19 protein-coding genes are annotated in these 21037 nt (G+C 65.4%); 13 read left to right on the plus strand and 6 right to left on the minus strand.

The features are described 5' to 3' along the window. Nucleotides 1-4: 4 nt before the first annotated feature. Both BMI88_RS01295 and BMI88_RS01300 read right to left on the minus strand, forming a co-directional pair. Entirely contained in the window at nt 5-490 is a 486-nt protein-coding gene (locus tag BMI88_RS01295) for a hypothetical protein (protein WP_078540184.1), read from the minus strand. Then, nucleotides 483-1448 (minus strand): aspartate carbamoyltransferase catalytic subunit, encoded by a 966-nt coding sequence (locus BMI88_RS01300; protein ID WP_078540183.1) that lies wholly within the window; start codon nt 1446-1448, stop codon nt 483-485. Before BMI88_RS01300 ends, BMI88_RS01295 begins: the two co-directional genes overlap by 8 nt. A 98-nt stretch (nt 1449-1546) precedes the next feature. Here BMI88_RS01300 and BMI88_RS01305 point away from each other — a divergent pair, with 98 nt between their 5' ends. From BMI88_RS01305 to BMI88_RS01315, 3 genes are all read left to right on the plus strand, one after another. After that, nucleotides 1547-2371, plus strand: a complete 825-nt coding sequence (locus BMI88_RS01305; RefSeq protein WP_078545344.1) for a uracil-DNA glycosylase — start codon at nt 1547-1549, stop codon at nt 2369-2371. 162 nt (nt 2372-2533) lie between these two features. Continuing rightward, nucleotides 2534-3994 (plus strand): efflux RND transporter periplasmic adaptor subunit, encoded by a 1461-nt coding sequence (locus tag BMI88_RS01310; RefSeq protein WP_078545346.1) that lies wholly within the window; start codon nt 2534-2536, stop codon nt 3992-3994. Between the two features lies 1 nt (nt 3995). Continuing rightward, on the plus strand, nt 3996-7364 hold the full coding sequence (locus tag BMI88_RS01315; RefSeq protein ID WP_078545348.1) for an efflux RND transporter permease subunit: 3369 nt from the start codon (nt 3996-3998) through the stop codon (nt 7362-7364). A gap of 25 nt (nt 7365-7389) precedes the next feature. Here BMI88_RS01315 and BMI88_RS01320 read toward each other — a convergent pair whose 3' ends face one another. Then, entirely contained in the window at nt 7390-8247 is an 858-nt protein-coding gene (locus tag BMI88_RS01320; protein ID WP_078545350.1) for a protein-disulfide reductase DsbD domain-containing protein, read from the minus strand. Between the two features lie 173 nt (nt 8248-8420). Here BMI88_RS01320 and BMI88_RS01325 point away from each other — a divergent pair, with 173 nt between their 5' ends. Next, nucleotides 8421-8981: a YqgE/AlgH family protein gene (locus BMI88_RS01325; RefSeq protein WP_078545352.1), complete on the plus strand. Its 561-nt coding sequence runs from the start codon at nt 8421-8423 to the stop codon at nt 8979-8981. 82 nt (nt 8982-9063) lie between these two features. Here BMI88_RS01325 and BMI88_RS01330 read toward each other — a convergent pair whose 3' ends face one another. Next, nucleotides 9064-10026: an L-threonylcarbamoyladenylate synthase gene (locus BMI88_RS01330; RefSeq protein WP_078545354.1), complete on the minus strand. Its 963-nt coding sequence runs from the start codon at nt 10024-10026 to the stop codon at nt 9064-9066. Between the two features lie 114 nt (nt 10027-10140). Here BMI88_RS01330 and BMI88_RS01335 point away from each other — a divergent pair, with 114 nt between their 5' ends. From BMI88_RS01335 to BMI88_RS01355, 5 genes are all read left to right on the plus strand, one after another. Further along, nucleotides 10141-11832, plus strand: a complete 1692-nt coding sequence (locus tag BMI88_RS01335) for an acyl-CoA dehydrogenase (RefSeq protein ID WP_078545356.1) — start codon at nt 10141-10143, stop codon at nt 11830-11832. Continuing rightward, nucleotides 11829-12881 (plus strand): MBL fold metallo-hydrolase, encoded by a 1053-nt coding sequence (locus BMI88_RS01340; protein WP_246831793.1) that lies wholly within the window; start codon nt 11829-11831, stop codon nt 12879-12881. The genes BMI88_RS01335 and BMI88_RS01340 overlap by 4 nt, the downstream gene beginning before the upstream one ends. Beyond that, nucleotides 12878-13372: a DUF6173 family protein gene (locus tag BMI88_RS01345; protein WP_078545358.1), complete on the plus strand. Its 495-nt coding sequence runs from the start codon at nt 12878-12880 to the stop codon at nt 13370-13372. The genes BMI88_RS01340 and BMI88_RS01345 overlap by 4 nt, the downstream gene beginning before the upstream one ends. Nucleotides 13373-13433: 61 nt before the next feature. Then, the gene (locus BMI88_RS01350) at nt 13434-13568 is read left to right on the plus strand and encodes an aa3-type cytochrome c oxidase subunit IV (protein WP_078545360.1); all 135 of its coding nucleotides are present in this window, start codon (nt 13434-13436) and stop codon (nt 13566-13568) included. Nucleotides 13569-13620: 52 nt separating this feature from the next. Beyond that, entirely contained in the window at nt 13621-14256 is a 636-nt protein-coding gene (locus BMI88_RS01355) for a hypothetical protein (RefSeq protein ID WP_244176559.1), read from the plus strand. 8 nt (nt 14257-14264) lie between these two features. Here the strand turns inward: BMI88_RS01355 and BMI88_RS01360 are convergent, their stop codons facing one another. Continuing rightward, a complete protein-coding gene (locus BMI88_RS01360) occupies nt 14265-15299 on the minus strand; it encodes an AbrB family transcriptional regulator (protein ID WP_246831794.1) in 1035 nt (344 codons plus the stop codon). Nucleotides 15300-15599: 300 nt separating this feature from the next. Between BMI88_RS01360 and BMI88_RS01365 the strand changes: the two genes are divergently transcribed. The 4 genes from BMI88_RS01365 (at nt 15600) to BMI88_RS01380 (ending at nt 19812) form a co-directional block, all read left to right on the plus strand. After that, complete coding sequence (locus BMI88_RS01365; RefSeq protein WP_078545364.1) at nt 15600-16550, plus strand: TAXI family TRAP transporter solute-binding subunit; 951 nt, start codon at nt 15600-15602, stop codon at nt 16548-16550. A gap of 91 nt (nt 16551-16641) precedes the next feature. Next, entirely contained in the window at nt 16642-18723 is a 2082-nt protein-coding gene (locus tag BMI88_RS01370) for a TRAP transporter permease (protein WP_078545366.1), read from the plus strand. Further along, the gene (locus BMI88_RS01375) at nt 18720-19100 is read left to right on the plus strand and encodes a DUF1850 domain-containing protein (RefSeq protein ID WP_078545368.1); all 381 of its coding nucleotides are present in this window, start codon (nt 18720-18722) and stop codon (nt 19098-19100) included. The genes BMI88_RS01370 and BMI88_RS01375 overlap by 4 nt, the downstream gene beginning before the upstream one ends. A 130-nt stretch (nt 19101-19230) precedes the next feature. After that, complete coding sequence (locus BMI88_RS01380) at nt 19231-19812, plus strand: helix-turn-helix transcriptional regulator (protein ID WP_078545370.1); 582 nt, start codon at nt 19231-19233, stop codon at nt 19810-19812. Here the strand turns inward: BMI88_RS01380 and BMI88_RS01385 are convergent. Next, nucleotides 19796-21010, minus strand: a complete 1215-nt coding sequence (locus BMI88_RS01385) for a surface lipoprotein assembly modifier (RefSeq protein WP_078545372.1) — start codon at nt 21008-21010, stop codon at nt 19796-19798. The two genes, BMI88_RS01380 and BMI88_RS01385, sit on opposite strands and share 17 nt — an antisense overlap. Nucleotides 21011-21037: the final 27 nt, after the last annotated feature.

Here is a 21037-nt window from a genome sequence, read left to right on the forward strand (position 1 = left end):
TGCCTCACTTCGCCACCAGTTTGCGCGCGGCCTGCGCGCTCTCGATCTCGCGCACCACGGGCCCCGCATCGGCGAGGTGGCGGATCAGATGCTTGTCGCCCGCCGTCGTAACGACCTGCACATCGCCCATCAGCGAGCGCACGCCGGAGATTTGCAGAAGCATCACCTGCTTGCCCTGCGGTCCGATCAGCCGCTTGTCCGTCAGCTGCCAGCGCCGTGCAAAGGCCTCCGAGCGGAAATAGAGCCCGCGCGCCGCCATACCGACCACGACGGCGAAGCTCGCGATCACCACCTGATCGGGCTTGCCGAGCCAGAACAGCACCGTCGAGATCAGCACCGCGCCGATCACCGCCAGCACCGCGTGATCGGTCCAGTAGCGTTTCTTGTCCGCCGTGAAGACGGCCAAAACCTTCTCGCCCTCGTCCAGCGGCAATTCGCTTTCGGGGCCGGGGCGGTAGTTGAGAACTTCGTCGCGCTCGATCTTAGACATAGGTGCCCTCCGTGAGCGCGCGCCCGCGCTCGGCCCGCAAGTTGCGCGCCAAGAGGTCCATCACCGCCATGCGCACCGCCACGCCCATCTCGACCTGTTCCTGAATGACCGAGCGGTTGATGTCGTCGGCGATCGTGCCGTCGATCTCGACGCCGCGGTTCATCGGGCCGGGATGCATGACGATCGCATCTTCCTTGGCGAAGGCGAGCTTCTCGGCATCCAGCCCGTAACGGTGGAAATATTCGCGCTCGGAGGGGATGAAGCCGCCATCCATGCGCTCTTTCTGAAGCCGCAGCATCATCACCACATCGGCGTCGCGCAGCCCCTCGCGCATGTCGTGATAGACCTCGCAGCCGAATTCGGACACGCCCGAGGGCATGAGGGTCGGCGGCGCGATCAGGCGCACGCGGTTTTCCATCTTGCCCAGCAGGATCAGGTTGGAGCGTGCGACGCGGCTATGGGCGACATCGCCGCAGATCGCGACGGTGAGGCGCTTGATCCGGCCTTTTTCGCGCCGGATCGTCAGCGCATCCAGAAGCGCCTGCGTGGGATGTTCATGCTTGCCGTCGCCTGCATTGATCACCGCGCATTCGACCTTCTGCGCGAGAAGATCGACCGCGCCGGACGAACCGTGCCGCACCACCAGCAGATCGGGATGCATCGCGTTCAGAGTCAGTGCGGTGTCGATCAGGGTCTCGCCCTTCTTCACCGACGAGGTCTGCATCGACATATTCATCACGTCCGCCCCGAGCCGCTTGCCTGCAAGCTCGAAACTGGATTGGGTCCGCGTCGAATTCTCGAAGAACATGTTGATCGCGGTCATCCCGGCCAACGCGTCGGTCTTTTTCACCGTGCGACGGTTCAGATCCACATATTTTTCGGCGAGGTCGAGAACGGTGAGGATATCCTCGGGGCTCAGATGTTCGATCCCCAGCAGGTGCCTTGGGCGAAAAGCCATTGCGCGATGCTCCGGTTAGACTTCGATGCTTATGGCAAACGGGGGGGCGGGCGTCCAGCCGCTTTACCGTCGCAGCGCCCATGAGGTAGGGTCGCGCAATGGAGACTCAGCCGACCCCGGAACTCGACTATCACGCCGCTCTGGCCGCCCTCGAATGGCAGCTGGAAATGGGCGTCGATACGGTCATCGGCGATACGCCTGTCGATTGCTACGAGCTGCCCGATAAATCCGCGCAAGCCAAGGCGAAGGCCCCCGAGGCCGCGCCCGCGCCGGACCGGGAGTTGCCGCCGGTCGCGCAGATGGCGAAGATCGAGGGTCCCGATCCGGTCGTCGTCGCACGCGATGCCGCGGGCAAGGCCGAAACGCTCGAAGCACTGCGCGCCGCCATCGACTCCTACGATATGTGCGATCTGAAGCTCGGGGCGCGCAACACGGTCTTTGCCGATGGCAAGCCCGCCGCGCGGGTAATGATCATCGGCGAGGCGCCGGGGCGCGAGGAGGACCAGAAAGGCCTGCCATTCGTGGGCCGCGCCGGTCAGCTTCTCGACAAGATGTTCGGCGCGATCGGTCTCTCGCGGCAATCGCCCGATGCCGAGGCGGCACTCTATATCACCAATGTCCTGCCTTGGCGTCCGCCGGGCAATCGCGATCCCTCGCCTGCCGAGATCGCGCAGATGCTGCCCTTCCTCGCCCGCCATGTCGATCTGGCCGATCCCGACCTGATCGTTCTGATGGGCAATGCCGCCTGTGCGGCGGCGCTGGGCAAGCGGGGCATCCTGCGCTTGCGCGGGACCTGGGCCGAGGCCTTCGGGCGGCCCACGCTGCCGATGACGCACCCGGCCTATCTGCTGCGCAATCCGGCCGCCAAGCGCGAAGCCTGGGCCGATCTTCTGCAAATTCGCGCACGTCTCGATCAGGCGTAAACCGCGCCAAACGGTCGCGCTTTCGTGAAAAAGTGACGGACGTGGCGCCGTGACGCGTAGAGATAACCATTCCCTGCACCTATTTCGGCAAGGTAACATGGAAATCGCGCGACCGTGGGCAATTGCGAGCGCCCGCAGCACTGACGACAGATCGGAGACGCCATGCGCTTTCTCACCCGCTCCCTGATGGGGCTGTTTCTTCTGGCGCTGACCGTCGGCCTGCTGGCGATGGGCGGCTTCTCGATCTTTCAGGCGATGCAGGCCCGCAATGCCGAGAACGGGCGTGCGCCCACCGCGCGCGAACGGGTTTTCGCGGCCAATGTGATCCCGGTCACCTTCAAGACGATGTCGCCCGTGCTGACCGCCTATGGCGAGGTGCGCTCAACCCGCGAGTTGGAGCTGCGCGCCTCGGCGGCGGGCACGATTGTCGAGCTTGCCCCCGATTTCGAGGATGGCGCGGAGGTCGAGAAGGGCGAGTTGCTGGTCAAGTTGGACCCGGCGGAGGCGCAGGCGGCGCGCGACAGCGCCGCGGCGACCGTGGCCGAGGCAGAGGCCGCGCTTGCGCAGGCGGAACGCGCTTTGGCCATATCGAAGGACGATGTGACAGCGGCGCAGCGGCAGGCGGACCTGCGGCTCAAGGCGCTCGACCGGCAGCGCTCGCTCTCGGAGCGGGGCGTCGGCTCGGCGGCCAATCTGGAGACCTCGGAACTGGCGGCCTCGGCGGCCGATCAGGCGGTGCTGAACCGCCGCTCGGCATTGTCGACCGCGCAGGCACAGCTCGATACCGCGCGCACCTCGCTGACCCGCGCCAAGATCAGCCTCACCGAAGCCGATCGCAAACTGGCCGATACTGAAATTCGTGCCGAATTCCCGGGACGTCTGGCCGAGGTGAACGCGGTCGCGGGCGGGCTGGTGTCGAATAACGAGATGCTGGGCAAGCTGATCGATCCCAACGCGCTGGAAATCGCCTTCCGCGTCTCGACCGCGCAATTCGCGCGCCTGATCGACGATCGAGGCGCGCTGCGCGATCTGCCCGTAGGGGTGGAACTGGTCGCAGGCGAGGAGACGCTGACCGCCAAGGCCGAGCTGTCGCGCGTCTCGGCGGCGGTCGATGACGGGGTGACGGGGCGCCTGCTGTTTGCGCGCGTCACCGACGGCTTGGGCAATTTGCGTCCGGGCGATTTCGTGACCGTCCGCCTGAAAGAGCCCGCGCTCGAGAATGTCGCGGAAATCCCTGCGGCAGCGGTCGATGCGGATAGCACGGTTCTGGTGCTCGGCCCGGAGGATCGTCTGGAAAGCGCCGATGTCACCGTGCTGCGCCGTCAGGGCGATGCGGTCATCATCCGCGCCAAATTCGCGCCCGGCACCGAGATCGTGGCCGAGCGCACACCGCTTCTGGGCCGCGGGATCAAGCTGCGCCCGATGCGCCCCGGTCAGCCGCAGGCGGCCACCGAGCCCGAGACGATCAAGCTCGAGCCCGAGCGCCGCGCCAAGCTGGTCAGTTTCGTCGAGACGAATACCGCGATGCCCGACAACGCCAAGAAACGCTTCCTTGCCGAGCTGAAGCAGGAGGAGGTGCCCGTCGCCACCGTCGAGAAGCTCGAATCCCGGATCGGAGGCTGAGATGGCGTCTGGCCTCGATCCCAGAGAGCTGCCGCCCGGCCGCGGGCTGATCGGCCTCTTCACCCGCCACGCGACGCTGGCGAACATCGTGCTGGTCGTGATGATCTGCGCCGGGCTCGTCGCCCTACCGCGGATGCGCGCGCAGTTCTTCCCGGACTCGGTCGAGGAATCGATCACCGTCTCGGTGCAATGGGACGGCGCAGGCGCGGAGGAGGTCGACCGCGCGATCGTTCAGGTGCTCGAGCCCTCGCTGATCTCGGTCGAAGGGGTTGAGGCCTCGGACAGCCGCGCCTCGGAAGGCTCGGCGCGGATCAGCCTCGATTTCGAACCCGACTGGGACATGTCCCGCGCGGTCAATGATGTCGAGAACGCGCTGGCCTCGGCGGGCGATCTGCCCGAGGGCGCGGAGGAGCCCGAAGTGGCGCGCGGCGTCTGGCGCGACACGGTGACCGATCTGGTAATCACCGGGCCGCTTTCGCCGGAGCAGTTGGGCCGCTTGGGCGACGAGGCGGTGGTGCGGCTCTATCAGCAGGGCGTCACGCGCACCTCGCTTGCCGGGATCGCGGCACCAGAGACGGTCGTCGAAGTGCCGACCGTCTCGATGATGGCGCATGACGTGACGCTGACCCAGATCATCGACGTGATCTCGGCCGAGGCGAATACCGATCCGGCGGGCGAGGTGGCGGGCGGCGCCACGCGCGTGCGCACGGGCGAAGAACGCCGCTCCGCTCCCGAGATCGAGAACCTCGTGATCCGCACCGAACCGGACGGCTCGCAGCTTACCGTGGGCGATGTCGCCAATATCCGCGTCGAAGGCGGCGACCGGAACCGGGCCTATTTCGTCGGTGACAACGCAGCGGTGGTGATCAATGTCGCGCGCTCGGCGGCGGGCGATGCGATTGCGATCCAGCACAAGGTCGAAGGCGTGATCGACCAGATGCAGCCGACCCTGCCTGCGGGCACCACGATGGATCTGGTGCGCACGCGGTCCGACGCAATCACACAGCGCCTCGACCTGCTGGTGGGCAACGGGGTGCTGGGGCTGAGCCTCGTGCTGGTGCTGCTGTTTTTGTTCCTCAATGCGCGCACGGCCTTCTGGGTGGCGATGGGGATCCCGACCTCGATGGCTGCGGCGCTGGCGGTGATGTATTTCACCGGCATGACGCTGAACATGATCTCGATCTTCGCGCTCATCCTGACGCTGGGGATCGTGGTCGACGATGCCATCGTGGTGGGGGAGCATGCCGATTTCCGCGCGCGCCATCTGGGCGAGCATCCCACGCTCGCCGCCGAGAACGGCGCGCGGCGCATGGCCGCCCCGGTCTTCGCCTCGACCCTGACGACCGTGATCGCCTTCGCAGGGCTGACCGTGATCGGCGGGCGCATGGGCAATATGATCGTCGATATTCCCTATACGGTGATCGCGGTGCTCGCCGCCTCGCTGATCGAGTGTTTCGTGATCCTGCCGAACCACATGAGTCACGCGCTGCGCCACACCTCCGAAGGCAAGTGGTACGATTGGCCCTCGCGGCAGGTGAACCGCGGGCTCGACTGGTTCCGCCGCGTGGTGATGAAGCCGCTCACCCGGCTGATCGTCATCGGGCGCTACCCGGTGATCGCGGCGGCGATCGCGCTTTTGCTATGGCAGGTCAGCTTCGTGATGTCGGGCAAGGTGCAGTGGCGCTTCTTTAACCCGCCCGAGCAATCGACGGTGAACGGCGCCTTCTCTATGGTCGAGGGCGCGACCCGGGCCGATACCGAAGAGATGATGCGCACGATGCAGGCGACCGTGACCATGGTCGCCAAGGAATTCGAGGACGAATACGGCGTGAACCCCGTCGAATACGCGATCGGGCAGATTGGCGGCGCATCGGGCCGGGGGCTGGCCTCTGCCGATACCAAGGATGCCGATCTTCTCGGCTCGCTTTCGATCGAGGTGATCGATCCCGATTACCGGCCTTATTCCAGCTTCGATTTCGTCTCGCGGCTGCAGGCCGAAACCCCGCGCCTGCCGCTGGTCGAAGAGATCAGCTTCCGCCGCTTCCGCTCCGGCGGCGCCGGGGACGGGATCGCGGTGCAGTTCTCGGGCAACGAGACGCGCATCCTGAAAGACGCCGCCGAAGACCTGAAGACGCAGCTTGCGCAATTCCCGGAAGTCTCGGCGGTGGAGGACAACCTCGCCTATGACAAGCAGGAGCTGATCCTCGATCTCACCCCGCAGGGCGAAGCGCTGGGCTTCGACATCGCGACGCTGGGCCGCGAATTACGCGCACGTCTGAACGGCACCGAGGCTGCGAGCTTCCCCGACGGGGTGCGCTCGGCCACGATCCGTGTGGAACTGCCCGAGGAAGAGCTGGCCGCCGATTTCATCGACCGGATGCAGCTGCGCGCGCCCGGCGGCGAGTGGGTGCCGCTGGCCGATATCGTCTCGGTGCGCAGCCAGACGGGCTTTTCGACGATCCGGCGCGAGGATGGCGTGCGGCAGGTCTCGGTCACGGGCGATGTTTCCGAAGACGATCCCGCGCGGGCCAACGAAATTCTGGCGCGTATCTCCGACGAGATCCTGCCCCGCATCTCCGAAGAACGCGGCGTGGCCTATACGCTCACCGGGCAGGCCGAGCAGGAGCGCGACTTTATGAACGACGCGATGATCGGGCTGATCATGTGCCTGATCGGCATCTACATCGTGCTGGCCTGGATCTTCGCGAGCTGGACGCGGCCGATCGTGGTGATGTCGGTGATCCCCTTCGGCGCGGTCGGCGCGATCTGGGGGCACTATGTCTGGAACCTGCCGATGTCGATGTTCGCCGTGGTCGGCGGGATCGGGATGATCGGGATCATCATCAACGACGCGATCGTGCTGATCTCCACGGTCGACGAATATGCCGAGAAGCGCGGGATCGTGCCCGCCATCGTCGATGCAGTCTCGGATCGTCTGCGCCCGGTGCTGCTGACGACGCTGACGACGGTTCTGGGCCTCGCGCCGCTTCTCTACGAGCAATCCAGTTCGGCTCTGTTCCTGAAATCCACCGTCATCACGCTGGTCTACGGTCTGGGCTTCGGGATGATCATCGTGCTGCTGGTCGTGCCCGCGGTGCTCGCGGTGCAGCTCGATTTCGGGCGACAGGTGCAGGCGGTGCGTCACGGAGTGCGGGTCGTGCGGCTGCGCGCCGTGCTGGCCGGGGTCGCGGCGCTGATGGCCGTGGGCTTCGCGCTCACGCTGGGCCGTGCGATGTGGGAGGGTCAGGCCCTGATGCCCGCCTTCGGAGGCTTTGCGCTGATCGCGGGGATGGTGGCGATGGGGGCGGGGCTGATCGCGCCGCGGCTGCTGCGCGGCCATATCCGCCACAGGCCGCCGCCGGAAGCCTGACACGCCTGATCTCTGAGAGAACTGATTACTCGGTACAGCCCATGATCTCGACCGCGCCGCGATCCGAGAGCACGGTGATGCGCAGATCGCTGGGGTCGAGGTCGAAGGGCTTCGCGTCCGGCGGCACGAAGTCGGCGCTCGTCACGAGGGTGTCGCCCTCGCGGTGGCTGTCGGCCTCGGAGACCCAGACCGGGCGCGAGGCGAGTTCCAGAAGCGCGTTTTCCGTGCCGATCGCGGGCGGCAAATCGACCCGCGCCGTCAGTCGGACTCCATCCTTCATCGGCTCCGTCTCGCAGCGCGTCTGCGGGTCGATCTTGCGCGGCTCGCGGGCGAGCGCCGCCTGAATTTTCGGATCGGGCGTGCCGTCTCCGGTGACCTCGGTCTGCAGATGCAGGCTGACCGGCACGCAGATATTGTCGCAGATCCCGATCATCACATCGGCTTTCAACTGCACTGGCTTGCCCGGATCTTTCGGCGTCACCGAAATCGGCAGCACGACGCCGTCGTGATAGCCGACGGTGCGCATACCGGAGGACAGGAAGACTTCCGGCGCGGGCCAGTGGACCACGGCCGAGGCGAGATTGCTCGACCCGGTGAACTGGATTTGCGGCGGGATGCCCGCATCGCCCGGCGAGCGCCAATAGGTTTTCCAGCCGGGCGCGAGCGCAATCTCCAGCGCCGCCATGCGGGTGCCGTTGGCGCCTTTTCCGCCTGCGCGCAGCTGCGCCTGCTCCAGCCCCGGAGGCGTCGGCAGTGCGGGCATCGACGCGTCTTGCGGCGCGACCTGCTCTTGCGCGGCGATCTGCGCAACAGCTTCCTGGGCCGCCACGCCGAGCGGGCAGCAGCCGAGCAGGATCCCCATGACTGGTAACAAACGTGTCATATGTTTTACCTAGTCGCTTCGCTGCACGTTCAGAAGTCACAAACGCGACAGAAGCGTGCAACATTTTGTCCCGGCGCGCGGCAATGCGAAACAATTCCTGCGTCTGGCTTGAATAGACGCGCCGCTCGCGCCACCTTGAAAAGAGATGGGATGCAACTGCGAAGGGGAGCGAGATGGACCTGACAGGCAAGTTTCTGATCGCGATGCCCGGTATGGGCGATCCGCGATTCGAGCATTCGGTGATCGCCGTCTGCGCCCATTCCGATGAGGGCGCGATGGGGCTGATCATCAACAAACCCTTGCCGACGCCTGCCTTCTCGGACCTTCTCGAAAGCCTCGATATCGAACGGCCCGGTGAGGATATTCGCTTCGATCAGCCGATCCTTTTTGGCGGTCCGGTCGAAACCGGGCGCGGCTTCGTGCTGCATTCGCCCGACTGGACGACCGGCGACGGCCAGATGGAAGTCACCGATAGGCTGCGGATGACCGGTACGCGCGACATTCTCGAAGATATCGCGATGGGGCGTGGCCCGAACCAGGCGCTGATGGCGCTTGGCTATGCGGGCTGGGGACCGGGGCAGCTGGAGGAGGAAATCCTCGACAATGGCTGGCTCACCGCCGACAGCGACGCCGATCTCGCGCTCGATGCCGAGCATGAGACCAAATGGGTGCGCGCGCTCGAAGGCATGGGGATCGACCCCCGGACGCTTTCGGCTGCGGCGGGGCACGCGTAAGGGGTGATTGGGTAGGGAGCTCTGCCCCCTCGGCGCGTCCGCGCCTCACCCCCGGGATATTTAAGCCAACACGAAGAGGCGATCAGTCGCGCGGGGCAGCCGCGCGGCGCAGGCGGTCGTTGATCGCACGCCCGAGGCCGGTCTCCGGGATCGGGGCGAAGGCGAGCGTGGCGAGGCCGCGCGTCTGGGCGAGCGCATCGCCCTTGCGCAGCATCGCGAAGAGGTTCGCCGCCGCCTCGGTCAGATCGCCTGCGGGCGAGAGGTTCAGATCGGCGGTTGGGCAATCGCCACCAAAGCCGATCCAGACCGCATCCGGGCGCGGGGCGGTCACATCCAGCAGCACGGCGGCGCCCGGCGCGTAATGCGATTTGAGTTGCCCCGGCGCGTTGGGCTTGGCCGCGTCGCCGCCGGTGGGCAGGGGCTGGCCGATCAGCGCCTCGATCTCTTCGGCGGCGACCCCGCCGGGGCGCAGCAGCGCGGGCGGATCGAGTGCGAGGATGGTGGATTCCACCCCGACCTCGCAGGGGCCGCCATCGATCACCGCCGCGATCTTGCCGCCGAGCCCGTCCATCACATGCTGCGCCGTGGTCGGGCTGATCTTTCCCGAGGGGTTGGCCGAGGGCGCGGCGAGCGGGCCGCCGAATTCGGTCAGCAGCGCGCGGGCGACCGGATGCGCGGGCAGGCGGATCGCGACCGTGTCATGCCCGGCCGTCACCAGATCGGAGAGCCCGGCCTCGGGGCGCAGCGGCAGCACCAGCGTCAGCGGTCCCGGCCAGTAGCGCGCGGCGATCTGGCGTGCATCGTCGGAGACCACGGCGATCTCTTCCGCGGCCTCGATCGACGGCAGATGCACGATCAGCGGATTGAACTTCGGACGCCCCTTCGCCGCGAAGATCGCCGCCACCGCGCGGTCGTTGCGCGCATCACCTGCAAGCCCGTAGACCGTCTCGGTCGGCATTGCGACCAGTTCGCCCGCGCGCAGCAGGGCGGCTGCCTGCGCATAGCCCTCGGCATCGGCGGAAAGGAGTTTCGTGTCTTGGCTCATGCAGTCGTGACGCAGCGTTGGAGTTGAAGGGGGCTGCCCTTGCGGTAGGGTATCGGCAACCCGACAGGACATAGACGCGCGCGCGGCAATTGCCAAGCTGCCCGGAGGAGACCCATGACTTACCGTTCCCCCGTCACCGATATTCGCTTCATTCTCGACCATGTCGTGCCGCTCGCACCGGTCGCGGCCACCGAGATGTTTGCTGAGGCGACCCCTGATATGGTCGAAGCGATCCTCACCGAAGGCGGCAAGCTCTGCGACGAGGTGATCGCGCCGACCAATCGCGACGGCGATCTGACGCCCGCGAAACTGGAGAACGGCGTTGTGCGCTCGCCCGCCGGTTTCAAGGAGGCCTTCGCGGCGCTGGCCGAGGGCGGCTGGATCGGCATCGCGGCGGACCCGGAGCATGGCGGGATGGGGCTGCCGCAGGCGCTCAATGTCGGTTTCAACGATATGCTCTCGGGCGCGAACCTTTCGCTGCAGCTCAACCCGCTGCTGACGCAGGGCCAGATCGAGGCGCTGGAGCACCACGCCTCCGACGAGATCAAGGCGCTGTATCTGCCCAAGCTGATCTCCGGCGAATGGTCTGGCACGATGAACCTGACTGAGCCGGGGGCGGGCTCGGATGTGGGCGCGCTGAAGACGAAGGCGGTGCCGAACGATGATGGCACCTATGCGATTTCGGGGCAGAAGATTTTCATCACTTGGGGCGATAATGATTGCGTCGAGAATACCTGCCATCTCGTGCTGGCGCGTCTTCCCGATGCGGCCCCCGGCACGAAGGGCATCAGCCTCTTCATGGTGCCGAAGCTGATCCCGGATGCCGACGGTAAACCGGGCGTCGCCAACTCGCTCAAAGTGGTCTCGCTGGAGCACAAGCTGGGCATCCACGGCTCGCCCACCTGTGTGATGAGCTATGAGGGTGCGACCGGCTGGCTCGTCGGCGAGGAGAACAAGGGCATGGCCGCGATGTTCACGATGATGAACAACGCGCGTCTGAACGTGGGTGCGCAGGGCATCGGCGTGGCCGAGGCCGCCTATCAGCAGGCGCTGGCCTATGCGAAGGACCGGGTGCAGTTTGCGCCGATCGTGGAGCATGCCGATGTGCGCCGGATGCTGGCGGGCATGAAGGCCGAGATTTTCGCGGCACGTTCGATCGCGCTGGCCTGTGGCGTCGCGATCGACATGGGGCGTGCGACGGGTGATGCGAATTGGCAGGCCCGCGCGGCGCTGCTGACGCCGATCGCGAAGGCTTACGGCACCGATATGGGCATCCGCGTGGCGTCGACCGGCGTGCAGGTGCATGGCGGCATGGGCTTCATCGAGGAAACCGGTGCCGCGCAATATCTGCGCGATGTGCGGATCACCACGATCTATGAGGGCACCAACGGCATTCAGGCGATGGACCTTGTCGGCCGCAAGATGATGGACGAGGGCAAGGCCGCCTTCCGTCTGCTGCAGGAGATCGAGGACGAGGCGCAGGGGGCGCGGGGCGATTTCCCGGTGCTGGCCGAAGACGTCTGGCAGGCGGCCGAGGAGCTGCGCGAGCACACCGAATGGATGGTCAGCCAAGGCACGCAGGACCGCTTCGCGGGGGCTGTGCCCTATCTCGACGCCTTCGCGCGGGTGCTGGGTGGCTATTACCACCTGCGCGCCGCGATGGCCGAGGGCCGCGATTCCGCGCGGGGTCACTTGGCTGCCGTCTATATCCGCCGTCTGATGCCTGCCTATGCGGCCTCGCTGGCCGAGGCGAAGGAAGGGGCGGAAGGGCTTTACGCGCTGAGCGTCGAAGACCTCGAGGCATGAGGGGCGAGGACGCCCGCGTGTCGATGAATGGCATCCGCTATCCTTGGGCGGAACCGCCCGAGCCGGGCGGGGCAATCGAGGTTGCGCCCGGGGTGATGTGGATCCGTCTGCCGCTGCCGATGGCGCTCGATCACGTCAATTGCTTCGCGCTCGATGAGGGCGATGGCTGGGCGCTGGTCGATCCCGGCATCGACACGCGCAAATGTCGCGCCGCGCTGCAGGCGGCTATTGATGGTCCGCTGGGTGGCAAGCCGGTCACCAAGGTTCTGGTGACGCATTACCACCCGGATCACATCGGGCTGGCGGGCTGGCTGCAGGAGCAGGGCGCGGAGCTGATAACGACCCGGACCTCGTGGCTGTTCGCGCGGATGTTGCAACTCGACCCGCAGGATCGGCCCGTGGCCGAGACGCTGACCTATTACCGGCGCGCCGGGATGGACCCGGCGCTTCTGGACAAGCGCGCCAACGAACGGCCCTTCAACTTCGCCGATTGCGTGCATGCGCTGCCGCTTGGCTTCACCCGGATCGTGGAGGGCGACGAGATCACCCTCGGCGGGCGGCGCTGGGCGGTGAAGATGGGCGACGGGCACGCGCCCGAACATGCGACGCTGTGGAGCTTGGAAGACGATCTGGTGCTGGGCGGCGATCAGTTGCTGCCTTCGATCTCGGCCAATCTCGGCGTCTATGCGACCGAACCCGAGGCCGATCCGCTGGCCGATTGGCTGGCCTCCTGCGCGCGGTTTGCCGAGATCGCGGAGGATCGCCACCTCGTGCTGCCCGGCCACAAGCTGCCGTTCACCGGGCTGCCGCTGCGGCTGCGCCAGATGATCGAGAACCACGAGGGCGCGCTGAAACGTCTGCGCAAGCACCTCGACACCCCGCGCACCGCCTGCGAGTGCTTCCCGCCGCTGTTCAAACGCCAGATCGACGAGAGCACCCACGGGCTCGCGATGGTCGAAGCGATGGCGCATCTCAACCATCTTTGGCACAAAGGGGAGGTGAGCCGCACCTTGCGAGAGGACGGCGCCTGGCTCTGGAGCCTGAAATGACCGAGATACGCACCACCGCCGAAGCCCATGAGGAAGCCGCCCTTCCGAATGCGAAGGTGGTGCATACCTCGGAGAACGCGCCCAAGACCGCCGAGGTCAAACCGCTTCCGCCCGAGCTGGCGCGCGGACGGCCCGAGGATAAGAGCCCGGCGCAATGGGCCTATGAGCGGGTTTTGCTCTATATCCAGAACTTCGAAGAGCAGCTGCAGGAAGACGAGGAAGTCGTGCTTGGCCTCACCGGCGGCGAGGCGGGCGTGCTGCAGATCGAGGGGATCGGCTTTTTCGACCCCGACATCCTCACCTTCTACGGCACCGACGAATACGGCGCGCGCACGCAGCTTATCCAGCATGTGAACCAGCTCAACGTGATGCTGATCGCGCAGCCGAAACCGGTCGCGGACGAAGCGCCGCGCCGGATCGGCTTCCGGCTCGCCCGCGCGCTGGAGGAAGAAAATGCGTCTGAAGGCGCGAAGCCTCAAGACGAGGCGTGACAGCTTGTCGCGGCTCGGCTAGTTTCCCCTCTGGGAGACAGCGCAAAAGGGAGAACGCGCAATGGCCGAGTATAAACCGGGCAACATGGACATTCGTGACCAGGAGAGAACATTCAACGGATTTGTTCGCTTCGTTACGGTTTCGGTGATTGTGATCATCTGCTTTCTGGTGTTTCTCGCCCTTGTAGGCGGCTGACGCGACCGGCGGCAGCTGAAAGAGACACGCTTGGGAACGGGAGATCGGGCAGATGATGCGCGTGCTTCTTGTCTGCCTGATGCTGCCGCTTTTGCTGGCTGGCTGCGGGGCGGATAACATTTATGCCTCGGATGCCGAGGTCGCCAAATATCGCTATGTTTCCGACGAGCCGCCCTCGGTTACGCTCTATACCGTGATCTCGACCAATACCGGGTCGGGCGGTCACTCGTCGTTGCTGATCAACGGGCGTGAGCGGATCATCTTCGATCCGGCAGGCACCTGGAACCATCCCTGGGCGCCCGAGCGCCACGATGTGCATTTCGGCATTACCGAGAAGATGCGGAAATTCTACATCGACTACCATGCCCGCGAGAGCTGGTATGTCCGCGCCCAGAAGCTTCCGATCACGATGGCGCAGGCCGATCAGTTGATGGCCCGCGTGGAGCGCAACGGCTCGGTCAACAAGATGATGTGCGCGGATTCGGTGTCGAGCGCGCTGCGTGACATGCCGTGGCTGCACGACAAGGTGCCCTTCACCTTCTCGCCGCTGAAATTGTCGAAGGCGTTCGGGCAGTTGCCGGGCGTGACGGAAAAGGATCACTACGACAACGATCCCGACGACAATTCCGGCGTGCTGATGATCCAGCAGCAGCCCTATAATCACGGGGACACCCAGTTCAGAGAGTGAACGGGCCTTCAGACATCGCCTCGCCTGCGTGACAATGCGCGGGCGAGTGCGGGGCCCGCGACCAGCACCAGCAGGAAGCGGGCGATCTGCATCGCCATGACGAAGGGCACATCGACCTGCGTGCCCGCCGCGATGATCGCCACCGAATCCGCACCGCCGGGGCTGGTCGCGAGATAGGCGGTCACAGGCTCGATCCCGGCGAAATAGACCAATCCCATCGCGAAGGCCGCGCAGAGTGCGATCAAGGCGATGATCGAGCCGAGGATGCGCGGCAGCAGCCTTGCGGCATGGCGCAACACGGCGCGGGTGAAGCGCATCCCGATCCCCCAGCCGACCACCGCATAGCTGATCGCGAGCACGGTCTGGGGCAGGGTGATCGTCAGCAAGCCGGAGGCGCTCGCGATCAACCCGAAGGCCATTGGCAGCAGCAGACCGCCACCCGGAATGCGCAGCCGCACGCCCAGAAAGGCAGCCCCGATCCCGAGCGCGAGCGTCTCGACCGCGGCGACGATGTCTATCGGGCCTTGCTCGGCGAGGGCCGCGCCGACGTCCCTAGCCTGCGCCACGCCGAAGATTTGTACGACGGCAGTTGCGGCGATCGCACAACAGGCGACGCGGGTATATTGCATCACGGCGACAAGCCGCATGTCGGCGCCGTAATCGTCCGACATCAGCGTCATCGCGGTCGCCGCCCCGGGGGAGGAGCCCCAGATCGCCGTCGTGCCGGGCAAGCCGCCCGCCCGCGCCATCACCCAGCCGAGCGCGCTCGCGCCGAGCACGGTGGAGAGCGTCCCGGCAAGGAAGATCGGCCAGTCGCGGGCGATCTCGGGCAAGATCGAGGCGGGAAGCTTCGAGGCGATCATCACCCCCACGACACCCTGCGCCGCGATGAAGCCCAGAGGGGGCAGCCGCACCGCCCCGCCGCTTGCGGCGAGGGTGATCGCGACGGCCATCGGCCCCAACAGAAGCGCCGCCGAGAGATGCGCGAGGCTCAGAGCGAAGGCCAGAAGCGCTGAGCCTGCGAGGAGGACGGCCCAGCGCAATGCAGGGGGCCAGCGGTCGGGGGCGTATCGGAAGGGAGGCAAAGAGCGCATGGGGGCTTTGAAGACGGAAATCAGGTGTTTCCGAGCAGATAGGGCTCGTTACGTCAAGCGCATAGCGAAATCCGCAACTTCCGCTCAGTAAAGCAAATTTCGGGCGGGAGCGCCCGCCTTCACGTCAAGCGGAGAATTCTCCGCTTTCTGGTTTCATCGACGTGAATTGAATTGATCCCCGCGAAAAACGCGTCACGTTGGAGGCGGTCCCGCATCTCTTTGCGGGCAATGACATATGGGAGGATTACGATGTTCCAACACATCAAGCTCGGCGCGCTCGTCGCCGGGGCGATTGCATTGAGCGCACCCGTCGCCAAGGCCGAAACCTTCATCAACATTCTGACCGGGGGCACCTCGGGCGTGTATTATCCGCTCGGCGTTGCGCTGTCCGAAGTCTATGGCGAGAACATGAAGGACGTGCGCGTTCAGGTTCAGTCGACGAAGGCGTCGGTCGAGAACCTGAACCTGCTGCAGCAAGGCCGGGGGGAGCTGGCCTTCGCACTGGGCGACTCGGTGAAGGATGCGTGGGAAGGCAATGCGGATGCGGGCTTCAAGGCCAAGCTCGGCAAGCTGCGCGCGATCGCCGCGATCTACCCGAACTACATCCAGCTCGCCGCGCTCAAGGATGCAGGCGCGACCACGATCACCGATCTGAAAGGCAAGAGCCTGTCGGTCGGCGCGGCCAAGTCGGGGACCGAGCTGAACGCGCGCAAGATCTTCGACGCGGCGGGCATGAGCTATGATGATCTCGGCAAGGTCGAGTATTTGCCCTTCTCGGAATCGGTCGAACTGATGAAGAACCGTCAGCTCGACGCGACCTTCCAGTCCTCGGGGCTGGGGAACGCGGCACTGAAGGATCTCTCGACCACGCAGGACGTGACTTTCGTCGAGATCCCTGCCGACATCGCCGAAAAGCTTGGCGCGCCCTACAAGGCGGGTGTGATCCCGGCGGGCACCTATCCGGGTCAGGACGCGGATGTGCCGACGGTCGCGATCACGAACATCCTCGTTACCCGTGAAGGCGTCTCGGATGAGGAAGCCTACCAGATGACCAAGCAGCTCTTCGAGCATCTCGATACGCTCAAGGCCGCGCATTCGGCTGCGAATGGTATTTCGCTCGAGGCGGCGGTGCAGGGTCTGCCGATCCCGCTGCATCCGGGTGCGGAGAAATACTACAAGGAACAGGGCGTGCTGAAATAAGCCGCTAGAGTTCAGGTCAGGGGCGGCGCGCAATTCGGGTCGCCCCTGATCAATCGGGCCAACGCGCCCATACCGGGGGGAGGAGACAGGCATGGACACCAAGGAAGAAGCTGCGGTCGACGCGGCAGTGCACGATCCGCTGGCGGGGGGCTTCCCGAAGTCGCGCGAAGGGCGCGCATTGTTCTGGCTCGCGGTCGCTTTCTCGGTCTGGCAAATCGCTTTCGCCGCCCATGTCATCAACCCCTCGAGCCAGATTGCGCGGGCGGTCCATGTGGGCTTCCTGCTCGCGCTCGGCTTTCCGCTGCTTGCCATCGCCAAGGGTTTTGGCCCGCTCGGGCGCGCGCTCGCCTATCTGCTGGCCGCAGCCGGGGTCGCTGTCGCCGCCTATCAGTGGATCGAATACACGCCGCTTCTGCTGCGCGCGGGCGATCCGAACACGCTCGATCTGGTGGTCGGCGTGGTGCTGCTGGTCACGGTCTTCACCGCCGCCTGGATGCTGATGGGCCCGGCGCTGCCGATCATCGCGGGCACGTTCTTCCTTTATGCCATGTTCGGTGAGCATCTGCCCTCACCGCTGAACCACCGCGGCTACGCCTTCGAGCAGGTGATCGAACAGATGAGTTTCGGCACCGAAGGCATCTACGGGATCCCGACCTATGTGTCGGCGACCTATATCTTCCTGTTCATCCTCTTCGGCGCGTTTCTCGAGAAAGCCGGGATGATCAAACTGTTCACGGATGTCTCGCTCGGGATGGTCGGGCACAAGATGGGCGGGGCTGCGAAGGTCTCGGTTCTGTCCTCGGGGTTGATGGGCACGATCTCCGGCTCGGGTGTGGCCAATGTCGTAACCACCGGGCAATTCACGATCCCCCTGATGAAGAGCTTCGGCTATCGTTCCGCCTTTGCGGGCGGCGTCGAGGCGACGTCTTCGATGGGCGGGCAGATCATGCCGCCGGTCATGGGGGCCGTGGCCTTCATCATGGCCGAGACGCTGGGCGTCGATTACGTCGAGGTGGTGAAGGCGGCGTTGATCCCGGCGATCCTCTATTTCGCGGGCGCCTTCTGGATGGTCCATCTGGAGGCCGGCAAGCGCGACCTGCGCGGCCTCGCGAAATCCGAGCTGCCCTCCCCACGCAAGGCGCTGAAAGAGGGCTGGTATCTGCTGCTTCCGCTCGCCGTGCTCGTCTACCTGCTGTTCACAGGCTACACGCCCCTGTTCGCTGGCACCGTGGGCCTGTCGCTGACGGGGCTGTTGATCCTTGGCGGCTCGGTCGCGCTGGGGCTGCCCAATCAGGTGCTGCGCGTGATCTTCTGGGTCGTGCTGGCGCTGGTCGCGGGCGCGTTTTTCGAGTTCGGCATCTGGGCCGTGCTGCTTGCCATCGCCGTGCTGATCGCGATCAACGTCTTCTCGAAGGGCGGGCGCGAGACCTTGGCGCTCTGTCGCGACAGCCTCGCTGATGGCGCACGCACCGCGCTTCCCGTGGGGATCGCCTGCGCGCTGGTCGGCGTGATCATTGGGGTGATGACCCTGACCGGGGCCGCGACCACCTTCGGCCAGTTCATCGTGGGTGTCGGCAAGTCGAGCCTGTTCCTGTCGCTGATCCTGACCATGATTACCTGCATCGTGCTGGGCATGGGGATTCCGACGATCCCGAACTACATCATCACCTCTTCGATTGCGGGCCCGGCGCTTCTGGACCTCGGCGTGCCGCTGATCGTCAGCCACATGTTCGTCTTCTATTTCGGAATCCTTGCGGATCTGACGCCGCCTGTGGCGCTGGCCTGTTTCGCTGCCGCGCCCATCGCGAAGGAAAGCGGGCTGAAGATCAGTTTCGAGGCGATCAAGGTCGCCGCCGCGGGTTTCGTCGTGCCCTTCATGGCGGTCTACACGCCCGCGCTGATGTTGCAGGATGGCGGGCCGCTGGCGGCCGCGATCGGCTACTGGCCAGCCGTGGCCTATATCGTGATCAAGGCGCTGCTGGCGCTGTCGCTCTGGGGTGTCGCGGTGATCGGTTGGCTGGGCCGTCCGCTGGCGCTTTGGGAGCGGGCGCTCGCCATGGTCGCGGGCTTCACCCTGGTCGCGGCATTGCCGCTGACAGATGAAATCGGCTTCGCCCTTGTCGCGGTCTTCGCGGCGACGCTCTGGCTGCGGCGCGGGCAGGCCGCGGCATGAGCGCGTCGTGTCTGATGGTCGGCGCCGCGATGGTCGCGCTTGCGAGTAACGGTCAGTTCTCGCTGCAATGGATGCATTCGGTCGAGCACGAGGGCTGGCGCGAACATTGGCAGGTGACCGACCATGACACGCTGCGCCTCGTCGGCGCGGCGGTCAAAGGCTCCGGCGCAGGCATGGAGCCCGGGCCGGGCGGTCATTTCGAGGATGGCTGGTGGGTCTGGACGACCGACGGGCCGGACGTCCCCGCGCTGAACCTCGCGGCTTCCGGCGCCACGATCTCGGGCTGGACGCTGTGTTCGAAAGGCTGCGAAACCATCGGCGCCGACCGCGAAGCCCCGATCCACATCGCACCCTGCGACGGGGCGAAGGGCGATTAGATTTAGATTGAGTTTTTCTTCCCTCACATCGATATTTTTTTGTGAGTATTAGTGAATTCGATTGTGATCGGAGTCAGAAATCGGCTACGAATGAATCATATATAGATACTTGTATTCATTCAGAGATTTCATGACCTATCCGTTTCAAAACGGCGCAGGGGTTAGCCAGTGCGCTGCGCTGGAGGCCGCCTGCGATATTTTTTCATCCGGGGTAGTCGCCGGCCCCAATATCCCGATGCAGCGCTTCATAAAACGAGACCTCGGGATCACCGCGCGCGAGCCGCTCAGCCTGTCAATGGTGCCGGGCGGACGCCTTCTTAGGGCGCCGGTCCTGTCGGCGACCGCGCGTTGGGAGGCGCAAGCCGCCGTGCTGCGGCCTCGACTCAAGCGCCTGCCGAGCCTGCGACAGATCAATCTGCTGCCGCTGGCTCCCGGACGCGCGCGCTGTATCTTGTTTTTGAACGCGCCAGAGACCGTTTGGGAAGAAGATACGCCACACATCACATGCCGCGAACGCCAGATTCTCGCCCGCGCCGTGCGTGGCGAGCGCCGGGAACAAGTCGCCTTCGCATTGGGTCTTTCGGTCTCGACGGTGGATATGCATCTGCGGAACCTGCGCGAGAAGTTCGGCCTTCGCACGACCAATGCCGTCGTCGCACGGGTCGTGGAGTTGGGTCTCTGCGAAGAAGCCCCTCTCAGAACCGGCTTATGAAATGCACGCCGCAATCGAGCGAGCGATAGCTGTAAAGCGAGACGTTCGACCGGTTGCGGCGCGCGGTGCAGCTTAGTTGTGGCGTCGTGCCCATCACCTTGAAGCGGTCCAGGCCGACCGAGGCGGTGAGGGAGATATCGCGATCCATGCGCGGCTTCCCGAACAACGGAAAGTCGCCATCGAAATCGCGCACGCCCACGGTTGCGGAGAGCTTCACGCTGAGCGTTTTCGTGAGGCGCCGGCTGGCTCCGACGGTCAGAGCCGCGCGCGTGTAGCTTTGATAGTCGCTGCGCACATCCGCGCGCTCGAGCCGCAACCCGAGGTCGATGCGCGACCTTCGCCAGATGGCCCGGTCGTAGCCCAGATTGAGCGCGTAGCGCGGCCCGTTAAGGTAGCGCTTTTCTTCGAAACGGCTTTGCGTGACGGAGCCGATGACCGTGAGGTTGGCGTCATGTGCGAGCCGCCAGTGGCGGTCGAGACTGAGGCTCGTATCGGTCGCATCAGATCGCGTTTGCCCGGGTGCCGCGGCATAGAAGCTGCGCCCGACCTCGATGGTCGCGCCCCAGGGCGCCCCTGCGATGAGACGGTCGTAGCGCACCGAAAGGCTCGGCTTCACGAAGCGCAGCTCCTTCGGCGAATACCAGTTTCCCGATACCGCGCCGCGCAGGCGAAGCCGCCAATCGAGCGCGGGGTGGATGTAATAGTCGACACTCGCGCTGGCGCCGAGCCCCAGCCCCGAACTCTCCCGACCTCCATCCGTGATCTGGAAGCGCCCCGCCTTGGTCACGAAAACCGTCTGCGAGGAGACGTGGCCGAGATTGCTCGTCGGCAGAAGCGAGACCTGCCCCGAGATCCGCCAGGGATGCGACTGGTCGAGCCGCCGCAAAGCCGCGTTGAAAGCCAGCTCGCGGTCCGGCGCACGATCCGACACATAGCGCAGCACCCGATCCGCGCGTTTCGCGGAGCCAATCTGGTCGAGGCTTTGCTCGAGCGCGATTTGCGCCGGCGAGTAGTTGGGCGCCTTCGCTGCGATCGTCCCGAGAATGGTGATCGCGGTGAGCGTGTCGCCCTCGGCGCTGAGGCGCGTGCCGATCTGCGTCCAATCCGCGAGGCTGTGCTCTTGGGGTGCGGCGGAGAGAGGGGTGGCACACGCAAGAAAAGCCACCGTCGCGGTCAGCAGCTTTTTAGAAAAGCTCATGAAAAACTCATCGTTGGAAAATCGAAA

The sequence above is a fragment of the Thioclava sp. F36-6 genome (assembly GCF_002020305.1).
Classification (GTDB): Bacteria; Pseudomonadota; Alphaproteobacteria; order Rhodobacterales; family Rhodobacteraceae; genus Thioclava; species Thioclava sediminum.